The organism is Leptospira chreensis, from assembly GCF_016919165.1.
Taxonomy (GTDB): domain Bacteria; phylum Spirochaetota; class Leptospiria; order Leptospirales; family Leptospiraceae; genus Leptospira_A; species Leptospira_A chreensis.
Genome location: NZ_JAFFPS010000011.1, coordinates 57,445 through 74,052 on the forward strand (window position 1 = coordinate 57,445; position 16,608 = coordinate 74,052).

15 protein-coding genes are annotated in these 16,608 nt (G+C 39.7%); 5 read left to right on the forward strand and 10 right to left on the reverse strand.

Annotated elements, in window-relative coordinates; genetic code table 11:
• Positions 1 to 27: 27 nt before the first annotated feature.
• Together JWG41_RS04270 and JWG41_RS04275 are read right to left on the reverse strand one after the other, a co-directional pair.
• Positions 28 to 684 carry an HAD family hydrolase gene (locus JWG41_RS04270; RefSeq protein WP_205268706.1) on the reverse strand — a complete coding sequence of 219 codons (657 nt, stop codon included), beginning with the start codon at positions 682 to 684 and terminating at the stop codon, positions 28 to 30.
• A gap of 97 nt (positions 685 to 781) precedes the next feature.
• Entirely contained in the window at positions 782 to 1,432 is a 651-nt protein-coding gene (locus JWG41_RS04275; RefSeq protein WP_205268707.1) for a TetR/AcrR family transcriptional regulator, read from the reverse strand.
• A 161-nt stretch (positions 1,433 to 1,593) separates the two neighbouring features.
• Here JWG41_RS04275 and JWG41_RS04280 point away from each other — a divergent pair, with 161 nt between their 5' ends.
• On the forward strand, positions 1,594 to 3,063 hold the full coding sequence (locus JWG41_RS04280; RefSeq protein WP_205268708.1) for an aspartate aminotransferase family protein: 1,470 nt from the start codon (positions 1,594 to 1,596) through the stop codon (positions 3,061 to 3,063).
• A 55-nt stretch (positions 3,064 to 3,118) separates the two neighbouring features.
• Here the strand turns inward: JWG41_RS04280 and JWG41_RS04285 are convergent, their stop codons facing one another.
• A complete protein-coding gene (locus tag JWG41_RS04285) occupies positions 3,119 to 3,442 on the reverse strand; it encodes a type II toxin-antitoxin system PemK/MazF family toxin (protein ID WP_205268709.1) in 324 nt (107 codons plus the stop codon).
• The gene (locus JWG41_RS04290) at positions 3,436 to 3,684 is read right to left on the reverse strand and encodes an AbrB/MazE/SpoVT family DNA-binding domain-containing protein (RefSeq protein ID WP_205268710.1); all 249 of its coding nucleotides are present in this window, start codon (positions 3,682 to 3,684) and stop codon (positions 3,436 to 3,438) included. Before JWG41_RS04290 ends, JWG41_RS04285 begins: the two co-directional genes overlap by 7 nt.
• Positions 3,685 to 3,829: 145 nt before the next feature.
• Between JWG41_RS04290 and fliF the strand changes: the two genes are divergently transcribed.
• Complete coding sequence (gene fliF, locus JWG41_RS04295) at positions 3,830 to 5,530, forward strand: flagellar basal-body MS-ring/collar protein FliF (protein WP_205268711.1); 1,701 nt, start codon at positions 3,830 to 3,832, stop codon at positions 5,528 to 5,530.
• Here the strand turns inward: fliF and JWG41_RS04300 are convergent.
• Positions 5,527 to 8,088, reverse strand: a complete 2,562-nt coding sequence (locus tag JWG41_RS04300) for an adenylate/guanylate cyclase domain-containing protein (RefSeq protein WP_205268712.1) — start codon at positions 8,086 to 8,088, stop codon at positions 5,527 to 5,529. The genes fliF and JWG41_RS04300 overlap by 4 nt on opposite strands.
• A gap of 50 nt (positions 8,089 to 8,138) precedes the next feature.
• Here JWG41_RS04300 and JWG41_RS04305 point away from each other — a divergent pair, with 50 nt between their 5' ends.
• The gene (locus JWG41_RS04305) at positions 8,139 to 9,062 is read left to right on the forward strand and encodes an alpha/beta fold hydrolase (protein ID WP_232373670.1); all 924 of its coding nucleotides are present in this window, start codon (positions 8,139 to 8,141) and stop codon (positions 9,060 to 9,062) included.
• A gap of 76 nt (positions 9,063 to 9,138) precedes the next feature.
• On the opposite strand, the gene JWG41_RS04310 is transcribed toward JWG41_RS04305, so the two are convergent.
• From JWG41_RS04310 to dapA, 4 genes are read right to left on the reverse strand one after another with little or no spacing between them, the layout of a single operon-like run.
• Positions 9,139 to 10,185 carry a CdaR family protein gene (locus tag JWG41_RS04310; RefSeq protein WP_205268713.1) on the reverse strand — a complete coding sequence of 349 codons (1,047 nt, stop codon included), beginning with the start codon at positions 10,183 to 10,185 and terminating at the stop codon, positions 9,139 to 9,141.
• Positions 10,182 to 11,012 carry a diadenylate cyclase CdaA gene (gene cdaA, locus JWG41_RS04315; RefSeq protein WP_205268714.1) on the reverse strand — a complete coding sequence of 277 codons (831 nt, stop codon included), beginning with the start codon at positions 11,010 to 11,012 and terminating at the stop codon, positions 10,182 to 10,184. The genes JWG41_RS04310 and cdaA overlap by 4 nt, the downstream gene beginning before the upstream one ends.
• A gap of 1 nt (position 11,013) precedes the next feature.
• Positions 11,014 to 11,817, reverse strand: coding sequence for a 4-hydroxy-tetrahydrodipicolinate reductase (gene dapB / locus JWG41_RS04320; RefSeq protein WP_205268715.1), 804 nt, complete (start codon positions 11,815 to 11,817; stop codon positions 11,014 to 11,016).
• Positions 11,810 to 12,694: a 4-hydroxy-tetrahydrodipicolinate synthase gene (gene dapA, locus JWG41_RS04325; RefSeq protein WP_205268716.1), complete on the reverse strand. Its 885-nt coding sequence runs from the start codon at positions 12,692 to 12,694 to the stop codon at positions 11,810 to 11,812. The genes dapB and dapA overlap by 8 nt, the downstream gene beginning before the upstream one ends.
• Positions 12,695 to 12,771: 77 nt before the next feature.
• Here dapA and JWG41_RS04330 point away from each other — a divergent pair, with 77 nt between their 5' ends.
• Complete coding sequence (locus JWG41_RS04330; protein WP_205268717.1) at positions 12,772 to 13,839, forward strand: MraY family glycosyltransferase; 1,068 nt, start codon at positions 12,772 to 12,774, stop codon at positions 13,837 to 13,839.
• Between the two features lie 27 nt (positions 13,840 to 13,866).
• Positions 13,867 to 14,850, forward strand: coding sequence for a DUF368 domain-containing protein (locus JWG41_RS04335; protein ID WP_205268718.1), 984 nt, complete (start codon positions 13,867 to 13,869; stop codon positions 14,848 to 14,850).
• Positions 14,851 to 15,105: 255 nt separating this feature from the next.
• Here JWG41_RS04335 and JWG41_RS04340 read toward each other — a convergent pair whose 3' ends face one another.
• Entirely contained in the window at positions 15,106 to 16,569 is a 1,464-nt protein-coding gene (locus tag JWG41_RS04340) for a sodium:proton antiporter (protein WP_205268751.1), read from the reverse strand.
• Between the last annotated feature and the right edge of the window lie 39 nt (positions 16,570 to 16,608).

Genomic DNA, 16,608 nt, shown 5'->3' on the forward strand with positions numbered 1-16,608 from the left:
ATTTAGGAAAAAGCGAAGTTGCCGTTTTTATCTAAAGATTTGCTCATAAATCAAATAATTCTCTATATCTATAAAACTCCGAACAAAGGCAACGTTTCCTTTCTGGAAATAACGAATATGCCTATCATCATGAGCAATCCCCAAAAAATGAAATCCAAACTGACTCGCCGATTCATAATCCGCCGGAGAATCACCTATATATACAATTTCATTCTTATTGATATTTTCTTCCATTAATAATGCATACATTGGCTGAAAGACCATTGGATTGGGTTTATGAACTGTTGTGTGTTCGGAGCCCTGAATTTGTAGAAACAAATTTGTATTGATTTGAAGTTCACTCAACTCACGAATGACGACCTTCTCACTTGATGAAGTTACAATTCCAAACCGAAAGGAGTTTTGATATTTTCTAATAAATTCAAAGGCATATAAGTGCGGAACATTCAAATCTTTCTTTGAAAATTCGATATATATGCTCCATAAGTAATGGATATCCTTAGAAAATCGCCCAAAAAGTTTAAGTAAAAATGCTTCTGCAGGAAGGCCCCAAGCCTCATCAATTTCTTTTTCGGTGATATTGGCCTTAAATATTTCTTTCGTTAGTTTATAGATCGTGTTGTAACGAGTTTTTCTTGTTTGGACCAAAGTGTCATCGTAATCGAAAATAATAGCCTTTATCATATCATCAATGTTATGGAATTAGTAAATTTCAAATCCCAACTTGTAATTAAATAAAACCGATCTCCCCACTCAAGCGTCGCCATCCAAACAAATCCCCTTAACCACCTAACGCCCTTCGAATCACTTTCATGACTCCTGCCACAACTTCTTCATCTTTCTCAAATACATCATTTCCTAAATAAATCTTCATTCGTTCTTTATAATATACTGTGGAATAGGAAAACTGTAAGGTCATAAAGATACTATCCAGTAAAAACGCAGACAGATTACTATCCACTTCAGAGGAAATGTTTCCTTCCTTTTTGGCTAGGTTTATCATTTCAATATAACATTTTGCGGACAAAGATTCTAACTCACCGGACAAACGCGTGATGAGTTCATAATTACTTTCCGTTGTCATTTCGTTGTAGAGACGGATGATGTCTTGGTTGATCCGCGAATGGGTTTGGATGATGCGAATGATCTTTTCTATTTTACCAAACAAATCCAAGTCCATGGCAAGCACAGACTCCAAAGTTTTTTCCAACTGTGTGATTCCATGATCCACAACGGTGAGAAAAAAATCCTCTTTGGTTTCAAAGTATTTATAAAGAGAACCAACACTGATCCCTGCTTTTTGGGCAATGGTATTAGTATTGGCACTTGTGAATCCGCGATTGGCGAATTCAGAAATGGCTATGGTTAAAATCCGGTTCCGCTTTTCTTCAGAAATCCGCTCAAAACTATCATTAAAATGCTTCGTTACCATATTTCCCTGTCCAATAAACGAAAAAGGCTGGATTTCTCCAGGAAATTTAAGCGAATTTCCAAAGAATCCGGCTTTCTCGCACTATTTTGTGAATTCCTTCTTGACAATGAGTGATGACTCACTCATTGTCAAGAAAAAAGACCCGGAAGAGGAAAGATTATATGGCCCAAGGCTTTTCCATGAACGAATACCCCAATGTAGACCAAATCTACAAAGACCTAAGGAAATTAATTTCCCTTCCCATCCGCTCCATTCGTAAAGACGCGATGGATGACATCCTTCATAACTACTTTGAAAAAAAATGCAGCAAATCCAAAGCCATGATCACAAAGGCTTCGGAGTATATTCCTGGCGGAGTACAACACAATCTTTCTTTTAACCATCCCTTTCCTCTTGTTTTTACAAAAGCATCCGGTGCCTATTTGTATGATTTAGATGGAAACAAATACATCGATTTTTTACAAGCGGGTGGGCCAACAGTGCTTGGTAGCAATCCTAGTATTGTTCGCAAAAAGGTCATCGAACTTCTAGATACAACAGGACCGGTTACGGGTCTCTTTCATGAATACGAATATAAGTTAGCACAGAAAATTGTAGAGTTAGTTCCTTCTGTCGAAATGTTTCGCATGTTAGGTTCTGGAACGGAAGCTTGTATGGCATCCATCCGAGTGGCAAGACTTGCCACAAAGAAAAAAAATATCGTAAAGATGGGTGGAGCTTACCACGGCTGGAGTGACCAATTGGCTTATGGACTAAGAATCCCAGGCACAAGACATTTCGAAGCCAATGGAGTTCCTAAATCCATTTTCAAATACACACAAGAATTTTATCCGAACGATTTGAACGCTTTGGAATCTGTATTAAAACGAAATCGTTTTCGCGGAGGCACGGCAGCCGTTCTTATCGAACCTGTGGGTCCAGAGAGTGGAACAAGACCTCTTGACTTTGATTTCAACAAAGGAGTGAGAGAACTTTGTAACAAATATGGTGCCCTCCTGATCTTTGACGAAGTGGTGACTGCTTTCCGAATTGGTCTCAGTGGGGCCCAAGGATACTTTGGTGTGGATCCTGACCTAACTATTTTTGGTAAAGTAGTTGCGGGAGGATATCCATCTGCCGGTGGACTTGGTGGTAAAAAAGAATACATGAAATATGTTTCTGCAGGACTCCAAACCGGCACCAAAAAGGCGTTAATCGGTGGAACCATGGCAGCCAATCCACTCAGTTCCGCTGCGGGTTACTTTACACTTTGTGAAATGGAAAAAACAGGAGCCCTCGAAAAATCGGGAAGGGCGGGCGACCGTTTAACCAAAGGTTTACAAAAACTAATTAAAAAATACGATCTCCCTTTTGTTGCCTTCAACCAAGGTTCCATTTGTCACTTAGAGACCGTCGGTACAATGTTACTCGATATCAATATTAAGAAGTTCTGGACCATTAAAAAAACCATAGCCGAAGCACACAAAAGAAAACACGCAATGGAAGAAATGGGAGCGGCTTATATGTCAGAAGGTCTTGTGACGCTCGCGGGAAGCAGGCTTTATACAAGTGCTTCCGATACAGATGCCGTGATTGATGATGCCCTCAAACGATTTGATCGAGTGTTCCAAAAAGTGGAAGGTGTGGCTTAATTAAAGATTATCCGATACAAGGAAATTGAATCAGAAGTCATAAAAGAAAATAAGTTCAGTCGACTAACATTTCTTTTATGACTTTTTTAATTTTTTGAATTGTTTTAGGATCAGACGAACCCAGTTTTTGAATCAACCTTGACTTATCAACAGTTCGAATTTGATCCAAAACGATAGAACCTTTTTTTCCCTGAAATGTTAATTCTACCCTTGTTGGGTAAGTTCTAGAACGAGTGGTCATAGGTGCTATCATCACAGTTCCAATAAACTGATTCATTTCGTTCGGAGAAATGACAATACAAGGTCTAGATTTTTTAATCTCAAAACCAATCGTTGGATCAAAATTGATTAGGTAGATGTCATATTGATGGATTACCATTCCCAATCCTTTGTTTCCAAATCAATGGAATCTGGAATGAGTAACTGATCCTCTTTTCTTTCCGCCATCGCTTTGAATTGGTCTTCCCAACCCACGCGCGGTTTGTTTTTATAAGGAGTGATGATGATTTTATTGCCCTCTACCAGTAGATCGACTTCATCTTCGATCTGACATTCCGCTAAAACAGTTTTAGGAATACGGATCCCTTTTGAATTTCCGATCTGTATGACAGTGGCCTTCATTGTAATTACAATGTAATCACATCAAAAACAGGTCAATTCCAATTCTGAGTCCAAACCCTTCGAATTTCCTTCCCTCCCCGAAAAGTACTTGTACGTTTCAGGAGAATCATGGCATTATGTCTCAAATCTCGACGAGGCCCGAACTATGCCTGAACCACTGCAAAAAATCATCGATAATCTCAAAGAGTTGCTAAACAAACTCGATAAAACCAAAAAAATGATTTTGGGTGGTGTACTCGCCGTTGTGGTGGTGGCAGTCATCATCCTCTCCAACGTCTCGTCTCAAAGAAACCGCGTGGTTCTCTTTAAGGATTTGGATTCCAAAGATTTCTCTGAAGTCACAAAGAAGCTAGATGCCCTTGGTTATTCTTATGGATCAAGCGAAACAAGCCTCATCACAGTAGATCCCGAACAAAGACAAGAGATCGTCACCAAACTCGCACAAGAGAATTTGATTCCTGCAGGTGTGACTGGTTGGGAACTTTTTGATATCGAAAAGTTTACAGAAACCCAATTCGACAAAGACATTAAAAAATACAGAGCCCTAAAAGGTGCGATTGAAAAATCACTCAATACATTAAGACCGATCGAAAGATCCGATGTCAACATTGCAATCCCTGAAGGTGATCTTTTCGAATCCAACTCCTATCCGGTAAAGGCAAGTGTCATTTTACACTTCAAACCGGGTGTTGAGGGAATGAGTAAAAAAGAAATCAAAGGGATTGTGAACTTAGTCGCACGTGCTGTTCCCAAATTAAAACCGGAAAACGTAAGTGTGGCCGATCCCGACGGAAAGATCATTTCTGATTTTGAAGAAGATTTAGAAAAAGAAAGATTAGAACTTCGTATCGTCCAAGAAAAACTTAGAATCGAAGAAGAAGAACGTGTCAAACGACTCATCGACATTCGTAATACCCTTCGCTGGTATTTGGGTGGAGAAGATCGAGTGGACATCACTCGTTTCGAATATTCATTTAATTGGGACCAAGAGTCCTTAACGGAAAACGAAGTATTACCAGTCGTTGCCGAAGAAGATAACCCAGATACACCATATAACGAAAGAAAGTTGGTAGATGGATACTCACTAAAAGTATCTTCCAAAGAAACCAAAGAATCTTTTAAAGGACGTGGGTTTACTCCCGATGGTCCTGCAGGAACAGAACCAAACCTTCCTCCTGGATACAAAGACACAGACTACCAAAAAGCAGAATACTCTAAAGACGAAAATATCAATAACTACGAGTTCAACAAACGTGTGAAAGATATCAAACGCCAACCTTGGAAGATCGAAAAGATTGGTCTTTCTGTGGTGGTCGATGGTGTTTGGGAAAGGAAAGAACGGGAAGACGGTCTTGGATACGATAGAAAATACGTTCCTGTTGCTGAAGGGGATTTAAAACTCGTTCGTAAAAACTTAGAAGCTGCGATTGGTTACACTAGATCACGTGGGGATCAAATCAGTGTCATCACGATTCCAAAAGATAGGACAGAACAGTTCCGTGCCGAAGATGAAGAGTTCCAAAAACAAAGAGCCATTCGAAATATGGTCATTGCTTCTCTCGTAATTTTAATCCTACTCATCCTTGCAATCCTCGTATATCGAGCGATCAAAAAAGAAATCGCAAGAAGAAGAAGACTCAGAGAAGAAGAACTTGCTGCTCAACAACAAATGATGCGGGAAGCTGCTCTTCGAGTGATGGACGAAGGGGGAGCCGAAGTCGAACTCTCCCTCGACGAAAAACTCAGACGAGAGTTACTCGAAAACGCAATCAACCTGGCAAAAGAAAAACCGGAAGATGTGGCTCAGTTACTTCGCACTTGGCTTGCCGAAGAAGAACAAACTTAAGCGCCGTTTTTCCAACGAATATTGGCACCATTTGAAATCCGGGAATAAACTTCCCGGAAGTATTGGTTCGGTGCCTTGCCATCAGGATCTTGCGAATAACGAGGCCTTAGGCGATTGACAAAATACATATCCAATTCCCCTTTATTTTTTCCGTGAATTTTCCCTCGATACTCCGTTACAAAAAAATACTTCACAAGTTCATAGGTTTCTTTGGAGACATTGATTTTTCCGGTTTCCCCACCCGACTCCATTCGCGAAGCCGTATTGACCGTATCTCCCCAAATATCATAAGCAAACTTGAATCGCCCCACAACTCCTGCTACCACAGGGCCAGTATGAAGTCCAAGTCGCAGCTCCCAAAAAGGTAAGTTCAGTGCGGATTTAATCTCTTTCAATTGGTTCATAAAACTTTGGATCTCGAGAGCCGCCAAACAAGCGTCAATGGCACTGGTTCTTGTTTCCACAGGAAGACCACCGGCACACATATAACTATCACCAATGGTTTTTAGTTTTTCTAAATTGTTTCTGAGAATGATTTCATCGAACTGGGTAAAACAAGCATCGAGTTCTTCGATTAGGCTTTGTTCATCCATTCCTTCCGCCACTTTAGTAAACCCTTTGAAGTCAGTGAATAAAACCGTTACGTTCTCAATTCGAGAAGGTGTGACACTTCCCTTTTGTTTTAACTCTTGAGCTATTTTGTAAGGTAAGATGTTGAGAAGTAACTTTTCTGATTCTTCTCTCGCCTCTTCTGCTTTGTCCTGCGCAATGAGAGCTTTTTCTCTTTCTTCATCAGCCTTTTGTTTTTCTAAATCCAATAGAAAATAACTGATATCGAGTTCTTCCGCTAAAGGACGAGACATGATGTAGACCACAAGGTAATTGAACAATACCAACGGTAACACAATCATTGTTAAATGGAATGCTGATTCCCCCACTCCATATTGTTCTCGAATCAGTGGAAAATATAAAATGGCCGCAATGGCCATAGTAATGAGACCTAAATTTGCCAAACGTTGGCTCAGTTGGATGGTTCGTCCTTCTAAAGACAAAGCACCATGACGAAGCACCGCATAACCAAGTAAAAATGCCGGCACAAATTGGAAATCTGCTAAAGGATAAATGGGGATTCCATGACTGGGTAACAATGCTGCTAAAAGTAAAATCGCAGATAATAAAAAGGAACCAATGATCCATTTAGAGGCAAAGTTAATATAATCTTTGTTTCTAAAAAAGGTCACAAGTATCAAAATCAAAGCAATGGCACCATTGACTCCCACAAGTAACTCCGCAGGACCTCCGTGATGGACTCTCGACCAAGGATAATCAAAATAACCTACAAATAAATAAGGGGACGGTGCAAGAACCGCTGCTGTCACACAAAGAAAATCAATGCCTTGGATCCAGAGAGGTGATTTTTGCCCAATGGCTTCAAATACCAAACGCACCATAATACTTGGAGCAAAGGCAAAAGCCACAAAGGTCATCTGTGAAATTCGCAGTTGTACTACATAAGATATATTTAACTTTAAGGGAACCGATTGGATGACATAAAAACCAGTAAGAATGAGTGCAAAGGCACAAAGTTGGTTGATCCTTGCCGATGGATTGGCTCCTGCCACGATAATCGAAAGGAACACTGCACCAAACACGGATACTACGGGAGGGATTCCCCAAGGATACCATTTTGCCGATTCATAAGCATCGGGAGAGAGTCCAAAAGAAACTCCAAAGGAAATAAAAATCAAAACAAAAGATAAAAGAGCAAATAAGAAATAGAACATCCCATTCTTTTGGAACAAAAGTTCATTTACGTCAAAGAAATCGGATCGGAAGACTCCATATGCGACAAGTAACATAGGAATGAATAAAAAGAATCCACCAGGATACACTTTGAAACCAAGAATACTCGGTGCATTCATCGTTGTGAGTAAAAATAATAAATTCACCCCATGAAACAAAGTGAGATGATAGTGTTTACGAATGTATTGGTAGTGTTTGATAAACGAAGGTAAAATGAGTAAAAAGTAACCTAGCGGTGCCAAAATCCCCCATGGCCGAACATAAGAACTTCCTCTCGGATATTTTCCAAAAGTGAATTCAAATACTGTTGTTTCAAATCCCTGACCAATCAAAACTCCGAAGTACAATACGAAACTGGCAAACCAACAAAGATAAGAATAATACAATAACAACTTACTTTGTTTTCCTGTCATATGATAAGCCAGGTAAAAGGCCGTAGGAGCCAAAGGAGCTACGAGGAAGTATAGTAGATCATTCCAAAAAACTAATGTTTCTACATCCTGAATCCAAGCCCTTGTCGTAAGTACAAGCCCAACAGATCCAAAACTAATAAAGGCGATGGTTAAGTTTAAATGGAAGATTTTATTATCATCATCCGATTTGCGAAATTTTTGAAAGGCAAAGTAACTAAGAAATAATCCTACAAAAAATGTAAGGATTCCGGGAGCTCCGTAAGGAATCTGATACCAAAAGTATTCCCAATCCGATACAATTCCTTCTGGTCTTACAAAATAAATAAGAGGGTATGATTCCATCTCTTTAAAGATCGGCTTTCGGGAAATCAGAAAGTAGCAAATTCTTCTATTTGACTCACTTCCTCTTTTGTTGTGCTATGTCGGATATGGTGGATCTTAACTTTCCAAAAAAGAACGCAACAGAATGGTTGGCAGCTGGTAAATTTTTTGAATATAAAAAATTTCAAATCTTCTTCATCCAAGAAGGAAGAGGACAAAACCTAATCCTACTCCACGGGTTTCCCACATCTTCTTGGGACTATTCCAAAATTTTCAACGGCCTTTCTCGATACTTCAATACCATTGCTATTGATTTTTTAGGATTTGGATATTCATCTAAACCCAAAAAACACAAATACACACTCATCGAACAAACCGATATCATTGAAAATTTTATCGAAAAAAATGCTCTCCGACGAGTGAAGTTTGTTTTTCATGATTATGCTGTCAGTGTGGGCCAAGAAATCTTAGCAAGGCATTTAGAACGTGCGGATCGTAAGTATGAAATCGATGGCGCTGTATTCATGAATGGAGGTCTTTTTCCCCATCTGCATAGACCCACATTCAAACAGAAACTTCTCGCCACACCCATATTAGGTGCTTTTCTATCAAGATTCTATGATGAAAAAAAATTTGGAGTGGCTTTTAGCCAAGTTTTTGGAAAAAATACAAAACCAAATGACAAAGAAATTTCTGTTCTTTGGAAATTGATTACTTATCCAAACAAAGTATTAATTCCGCACAAACTTCTCAAATACATCAAAGAAAGAAGATTACATGGGGAACGTTGGAAAAATGCCTTACTCCAAACAGAAGTGCCACTTCTATTCATCAATGGGGGAGAAGACCCCGTGAGTGGAAGTCACTTAGCGGATGAGATAGAAAAACTTCCGATCAAAAATAAAAAACTCATTCGTTGGGATGAGATCGGACATTACCCACAATGGGAAAATCCAGAAGAAAGTTTTAAAGAAATTTACGAATTTCTAAAATAGAATCATCCGCATGATATGATGTGATAAAGTTTGGGATTGATCAAATGTTACAGACTATCATGGAATGCGATGTTGTTTAAGATCTGTCAGAAGGAACGGAGCTGGGACCTTCCATTCCAGTTCCATCATCTGTTGGATCTGCATCCGGAATTTGTTCTTTGACTTTGTAACGAATTTCGATTTTTTCCGGACTGATTTGTAAAATCTCAATTCCTTTTAAATCTTTGTTTTTAATGATTCGGACTTTAGCAACTTGCGGCTGTAATTCGGGAACAATTTTGTTTTTGATAGGATCAAAGATATAGTTACAGGGAACTTGTGCAATAATTCCCGTAAGGATTTGTGCTGAACGAATTGGTTTTAAAGAAAAATACCGAATGGCTACTTGTTCTTCGGAAAGTTCCGCATCTAACTTACCATCAAGTCCCGAACAAACAATAGGAATCCCGGCGGCCGTTTGTTCTCCCGTTTTATAAGAAAGAGGGATGATGTTTACATTCACAGTCACATCCCGAGAACCAAGAACATTGACCCCTTTCGGAAGATCAGGAATCCGAACGGTCTTTGCAAACGGTTCTTTTCGATCCGTCAGCGAAATTTCTGGCAATAGAACCTTTATGATTTTTTCCAAGTCTTGTGGTTTTCCACTGAGAGTTACTTTTTGTGGACTCACAATTTGTGTTAGTTTTTCAAAGTTAGCTGGTGGTGCTCCCTCAAATACAACTTCCAAGGGAACCACTTTCAATCCGCGAGATTCAATTTCAACAGGAACTGTTTTTTTCAGTTTGGTGACCTTTACACCACTAGGAACACCGACGATTTTTTTAATAGGAACTTCAGTGACACCAAGTTGGACATCTTCCGGATCAATCACTGCTTTCATAAACTGTGAATAATAATTCACTACGTCTTTTAGTCCTTCCACGCGAACAGGAATTGTTTTTTCAGGATTTTTGGAATAATTTAAATTACCAGATAACTTTGGATAGTCGACTGGAACATTGATTGTTTTAATTAAAACTTTGGAATTCTGAAGATTGACATAGAATATACTAGCGATGATAAGAGATACTAATTTCGCTTTCCAGTTACGAACGAATTTTCCTGCTAACTTCAAAATCATATACTGACTCCGGAGTCCTTTTCTTTCGATTTACGATGAGACTCATCTTTGGACCTACGACTTCCGGTCATAAGACCACTCACAAGCGCTTTGAGTTCCAATGGTTTGACGGGATGTAACATTTCCCCTTCATAACAAATGGTAATATCACCTGTTTCTTCGGATGTAACAATGATAATGGCGTCAGTTTCTTCAGAAAGACCTAATGCCGAACGGTGTCTTGCACCGAGTGTGGCAATCTCCACAGAACTACTCATGGGTAAATACGATGCCGCACAAACAATTCGATTCTGCTCAATGATGACTGCGCCATCATGAAGAGGAGAATTTTTAAAGAAGATGGTTTGTAATACTTCGGATGTAACTTGTGCATCCAGTAACACTGCGTTTTCGGATATATCTTTTAAACTAATGTCTTTGACGAGAACGATGATAGATCCCGTTTTTTCCTGAGACATGATCCGAACCGCTTCGACTATGGGATCTAAATCAAATGTTGGTTTTAAGAAAAACAATCTCAGGAGTCGAATGCGAGCCAAGTCTCCTGTCAGCCTTCGTAACTCTGGTTGCAAAAGAACAATAATAGCAAATACAAGGGCTGGTCTGATATTCGTTAGGATCCATTCCAAAAGTTCAAACCCTAAGTATTCCGCAAGGCTTCCCGAAATCCAGATGATCCCCACTCCCAATAAAAGTTGGATCCCACGTGTTCGCCTAAGAGTGGTATAAGTTTTATAAATTAAAAATGCAACGATGATTACATCTAAAGTTATGGAGATATAATTTTTACTCCATGGAATGATGTATAATCCTCGAAAAAAATCCAATTTAGATTCCTAACACATCGAACATATTATAGAGGCCTTTGGATTTGCCGTGTAAAAATTCCGCAGCTTTGACAGCTCCCGTAGCAAAGGTTTTGCGATCTTGGGCCTTGTGAGTGATTTCAATTCGTTCTTCGGAACTTAAAAAATATACGGTATGTTCCCCAACCACTTCGCCGGCTCTCATTGTATGCATGGCGATTTCTTTTTGATCTCGTTCGGTATACATTCCATGACGACCATAGATGACATTGTCTTCCGAACGTTTGGTGGCATTTAAAAGTACTTCTTTCAAATACATAGCCGTTCCCGAAGGAGCATCTTTTTTATGACGATGGTGGATGTCTAAAACTTCTACATCAAAATCTTCGTCTAACACCTTTGCTGCGATTTCTGTTAATTTAAATAACAAATTCACACCCACAGACATATTGGGTGAAAACACAATAGGTATGGATGTGGCTGCTGCTTGGATAAGGGATTTATCAGATTCGGTAAGTCCTGTTGTTCCAATCACCAAAGGTTTTTTATTTGCCAAAGCAGAATTCAAAATGGATTCAAATCCGGTATGTGTACTAAAATCAATGAGGACATCAGAAGATTCACATGCTTTTTGTAAGTCGGTAGAAAGTAGGATTCCCGTTTCTTTGATTCCCGCATGATTCCCAGAATCGAAACCGGCATAGATCGCCCCTTCCCTTACCACGGCAGCACTTAACTCTGATTTTTTGGAAAGAGAAAGCACTTGGATGATGGCTTTCCCCATCCTTCCCCCAGCACCGATCACACCGATTTTGATTTTAGACAATGCCTTCCTCTTTTAATTGGAATACTGTTTTTTTGAAAGCATCTGCAGGAGATCCTTCAGACAATGCCGTCATCGGTAGACGAAGTTCATTTTCACAATACCCAAACCAACTCATAGCAGCTTTGATCGGAATGGGATTGGTTTCAATAAAGGCATTGATAAACACAGGAAGGAGTTTGTAATAAATCTTTTTGGAAGCTTCCAAGTCGCCTCGTAAATACAAAGAAACCATATCCACACAAGCACGTGGGAAAAGATTCGACACAACAGAAACAACACCTTTACCACCAATCGATAATACAGGAAGTGTTAGGTTGTCATCTCCAGACAATAAATCAAAGTTAGCTGGTACAGCGGCAATGACTTTTGCCATTTGGCCCAAATCACCAGTCGCTTCTTTGATGGCCGCAATTTTGGGATGGACCGCGAGTCTTGCGACTGTTTCCGGCAATAGATTGACGTTGGTTCGACCAGGAATGTTGTACAACATCACCGGTTTGGAAGATACATTGGCAATCTCTGTGAAATGACGAAACATTCCTTCTTGTGTGGGTTTGTTGTAATACGGATTCACGGAAAGAATTCCATCGACCCCGTCAGCACAAGCCGACTCTGTGAGCTCAATTGCCTCTTTGGTGGAATTGGAACCCGTGCCGGCAATGACCTGGATTTTCCCTGCCACTGCCTGAACGGTCTTTTGGATGAGTTCCTTATGTTCCTCGTAAGAAAGGGTAGGTGACTCCCCAGTTGTCCCACAAGGAACCACACCCGCCACGCCGGAACGGATTTGGTTTTCTAGGATTTTAAAATAACTATCATAATCGACTTTCCCCTGGCGGAAGGGGGTGATGACCGCGGTATAAACGCCCTGAAACATAAATTAAACATCGAAGAGGGACGGATTTTTGCAATAAAAAACTGCCAAAAGACCCCGTACCGATAAACTTTGCGAAAATGGTCTCTTTTTTCACGGTAATCTTAGCCATTCTCGCGGTTCTTAGCCTAATTTTGCATTCATTCTATGTCTATTCCCGTTTTGGCGTCAAAGATGTGCCAAACGAACGAAGCCTCCACGATGTGGTCACGAAAAAGTCCGGGGGGATGCTTTTCATTCCTCTGTTTCTCCTCTCTCTCCTTGGCTTCCTTTTCTGCTCGCAAGCAGAAAATTCCCTCTCCCTTCCCATGGAATTCTTCCAAAGATCAGACATTTATTTTTTGTTAGTTGGTGTTTTCCTATTTTGTATTTTAGGTTTTGTTGATGATTTGTATCACTTAAGCCCCAAACTTCGTTTGTTTTTAGAACTAGCAGTAGTTGCAGTATTTCTCATTTGGGTGAGTCCAGAGGTTCGATTTTTAGAGGGATTTACAGTCCCAAAACCAGTGCAGATTTTCATCCTTACCATTTTTTTCGTATTTGCAGTGAACTTAGTCAACTTTATGGATGGGATGGATTGGTATTTAGTCACCACTCTTTTTATCTCTTTCTTTTCTTTAAACTTAGTTTCTCCCCATTTTTATGCGGCGGATCATCTGGGTTACCTCTTGTATATGATTTTGTTTGTTTCCATGTTTGGATTTATATTTTATAATTTCCCCAAAGCAAAATTATTTATGGGAGATAGTGGCTCTCTGGGTTTGGGGTTTTTTGTTTTGGCATTACCTTTGTTTGTTGGTATGAAGAAAGGACCCAATCCAGAAATTTGGGATATCACATCTTATTTCTATCTATTTCCTTACTTCTGGTTGGATGGGATTTTTACTTTGATGAGACGATTCTTTCAAAAAAAACATTTGTTCTCCGCACATAGGGAACACCTCTTCCAAAGAATTACCGAAACCAAACTAGGGAAGATAGGATCTCTCAGTATTTTCTCTATTTTAAACATCACGATCGTCTGTATCCATTTTGTATTAAAAACTTATGCATTCACAAACCTTCCGACATTCCTTCTTCTATTCCTTTTTGCAGCGATGAGTTATGGATTTCTTTGGATTCTAATCCCAAGAAAAAACCTTGCATAAAGTCTTCGCACTCCCATTCTTTCCTTTATGCCTCTATCGAAAAAAGAAATTCTATTCTGCCTTCTCAATGGCTTTCTCATCGGGATTGCCAACCTCATCCCCGGTGTTTCCGGAGGGACCTTTGCACTCATCCTTGGACTTTATGACAGATTGATCACTGCCATCACTTCCTTAAACCTAGATACCATCAAAGCTTCGTTAGCTTTACTTACTGGTTTTTGGAAAGAAGACGTAAGAAAACGTTTTGCAGAAGAAATGAAACGAATCGATTTTTGGTTCCTTGTATTTCTTGGAATCGGTTTGTTATTATCCGTGATCTCTGGTGCCAAACTCATCCAGTTTTTACTCCAAAACCACCCACAAGCAACCCTTGCCCTTTTTATCGGACTCATCTTCCCTTCTCTCGCAGTTCCTTATAAACTCATCGAAAAACATAGTTTAGTGGTTTGGTCCTTCTTAATTCCGGGGATCCTACTCACCATTGTACCTAGTTTCTTTATGGGAGACACAACAGGTTCCGAAAATCCGCTGATTGCTTTTCTTACAGGAGCTGTTGCCATTTCCGCAATGATTCTTCCTGGAATCTCTGGTTCCTATATCATGCTCGTACTCGGTGAATACCAAATTGTGATTGGAAAACTTTCTACCATCCTCGAACCAAGCTCCATTATTTTTCTTGCGGCCTTTGGAATTGGATGTTTACTCGGACTTCTGATTTTTACTCATTTTGTAAAATGGTTATTTCAAAAATACAAATCCCATACGATGACATTTTTACTCGGCCTCATCCTTGGATCTTTCTTTATCCTTTGGCCGTTCAAAGACTATGCAAATGGTCAAACGATTGTAGGTCGAACGGGTGAAGTGAAACGAGACATTCAAATTGCGACTGCAAAGAATGTTTTACCGAAAGATTTTGAAGAAACGCAAATTCCACTAGCAGCGCTTGTTCTCGGACTTGTGCTTGGATTTGGACTCAACAAATTGGAATCCTTACAAGAGAAGAAATAGAATCTTCCACCCATCTTTACCATTCAGGCTTGGATGACTTACATCCAGGCCTGAACCTCAAAAACCATCCCTTAAACCATTCTTAGTTAGTGATTATAGCCACTAATGCCCATTAAATAAAAGAAATACTCCAGATTCAATTGGTATCATAGGAAAGGAATGATCCAAATCAGATGGGATCATTTTAAAATCTAAACTTTGAGGGGTTTTTTGGTAGTAGAAAACCGGGGAGGATTCCCCGGTCCATTTTAAATTTTAAACAAAGAACACAAAAGTAATTAGGATAAACACAGGAACTAAAATTCCCATAGAGTATGCTAAGTATCCACCAAAGGATGGCATCTTTACTTTGTTTTCTTCTGCAACGGATTTCACCATAAAGTTAGGAGCATTACCGATATAGGTATTCGCACCCATAAACACTGCACCCACAGAAATAGCTTTTAGAATTTCTTCGGCTTGTACATTTCCAATGAACTGACCTAGAGTGAGAGGTGCTGCACCAGCTGGTGTGAGAAGACCAGAAGCTAACGAACCAAAGGTGAGGTAAGTTGGTGCATTGTCTAATACGGAAGAGAAAGCTCCCGTTGCCCATAAGAACTGCCACTTTTGTGTAATTCCAAATTCTTTACCATGTGCTTCTAGTAAAACTAACGCCGGAATCATTGTCACAAAAATACCAATGAAAAGGTAAGCAACTTCTTGGATTGGATGCAGAGTAAAGTTATTGAACTTACGATCTGCTTCTTTAGAGGTAAACTTAGATAGACCAATGAGAACAAGCAGAACTGCCTCACGGATAAATCCCAGAGTTGGAGTTTGATTGATTTCGGGGATGTAGTTACTGTTTAAAAATGCAACAGCCAAAATCACACCGAGTAACCAAATGAAGTTCACTTGCCCACCAATTGAGAATGGTGTCGCGAGTTTATCGTCTTTTTTAAGGTCTTTTTTTGTTTCCTTTTTATAGGCGAGAGTGTCCCAAATAAAATAGACAACGAGTAAAATCCCTACTGCTACCAGCATCTCAGGCAATAGTTTGAATGTCCAAGTGAAAGGAACTCCTTTCAAATATCCAAGAAATAGTGGAGGATCCCCAAGTGGGGTTAAAGAACCACCAATGTTCGAAACAAGGAAGATAAAAAACACAACTGTGTGAACCACATGTTTTCTTTCACTATTTGTTTTTAACAAAGGACGGATGAGTAACATCGATGCGCCTGTGGTTCCAATAAAGGAAGCAAGGCCCGCACCAATTAACAAATATAATGTGTTATTGAGTGGTGTTGCATGGATGTCTCCCTTGATGACAATTCCACCGGAAATATAAAACAAAGATCCGAGTAAAATGATAAAGGGAACGTAATCGAAGAATACTGTGTGAACGATATTATGGCTGTAACCATAAATGAGAAGGACCACAAAAGAAATGGCTCCAAGTCCCACAGCAAGAATCAATTTGTTATTATTGTCTTCCCACCAATGCGAAGTTTTGTGAGAAGCAACCGGCAAAATTGCAATGGAAAGTAAAATGGCAACAAATGGCAATACTGACCAATATGGCAATTCCTGATGTACTGATTCGCCGTGAGACGAATGTCCTGTTTCTTCCTGAGTGGTTGGTTGCGTCGGAACCGGAGTCGGGTCTTCCGCAAATAAACCTGCTGTTGTCACAGACAAACAAACAAGGAATACTATCGTTGTGAGAAGCTTCTTCAACATGCTCACCATCCTATTTTTTTTAGGACAGCTTAGCTA

Coding starts and splice junctions, on each gene's coding strand:
- JWG41_RS04270 (WP_205268706.1), bottom strand. CDS start 684: ATGATAAAGGCTATTATTTTCGATTACGATGACACTTTGGTCCAAACA.
- JWG41_RS04275 (WP_205268707.1), bottom strand. CDS start 1,432: ATGGTAACGAAGCATTTTAATGATAGTTTTGAGCGGATTTCTGAAGAA.
- JWG41_RS04280 (WP_205268708.1), top strand. CDS start 1,594: ATGGCCCAAGGCTTTTCCATGAACGAATACCCCAATGTAGACCAAATC.
- JWG41_RS04285 (WP_205268709.1), bottom strand. CDS start 3,442: ATGGTAATCCATCAATATGACATCTACCTAATCAATTTTGATCCAACG.
- JWG41_RS04290 (WP_205268710.1), bottom strand. CDS start 3,684: ATGAAGGCCACTGTCATACAGATCGGAAATTCAAAAGGGATCCGTATT.
- fliF (WP_205268711.1), top strand. CDS start 3,830: ATGCCTGAACCACTGCAAAAAATCATCGATAATCTCAAAGAGTTGCTA.
- JWG41_RS04300 (WP_205268712.1), bottom strand. CDS start 8,088: ATGGAATCATACCCTCTTATTTATTTTGTAAGACCAGAAGGAATTGTA.
- JWG41_RS04310 (WP_205268713.1), bottom strand. CDS start 10,185: ATGATTTTGAAGTTAGCAGGAAAATTCGTTCGTAACTGGAAAGCGAAA.
- dapA (WP_205268716.1), bottom strand. CDS start 12,694: ATGTTTCAGGGCGTTTATACCGCGGTCATCACCCCCTTCCGCCAGGGG.
- JWG41_RS04330 (WP_205268717.1), top strand. CDS start 12,772: ATGGTCTCTTTTTTCACGGTAATCTTAGCCATTCTCGCGGTTCTTAGC.
- JWG41_RS04335 (WP_205268718.1), top strand. CDS start 13,867: ATGCCTCTATCGAAAAAAGAAATTCTATTCTGCCTTCTCAATGGCTTT.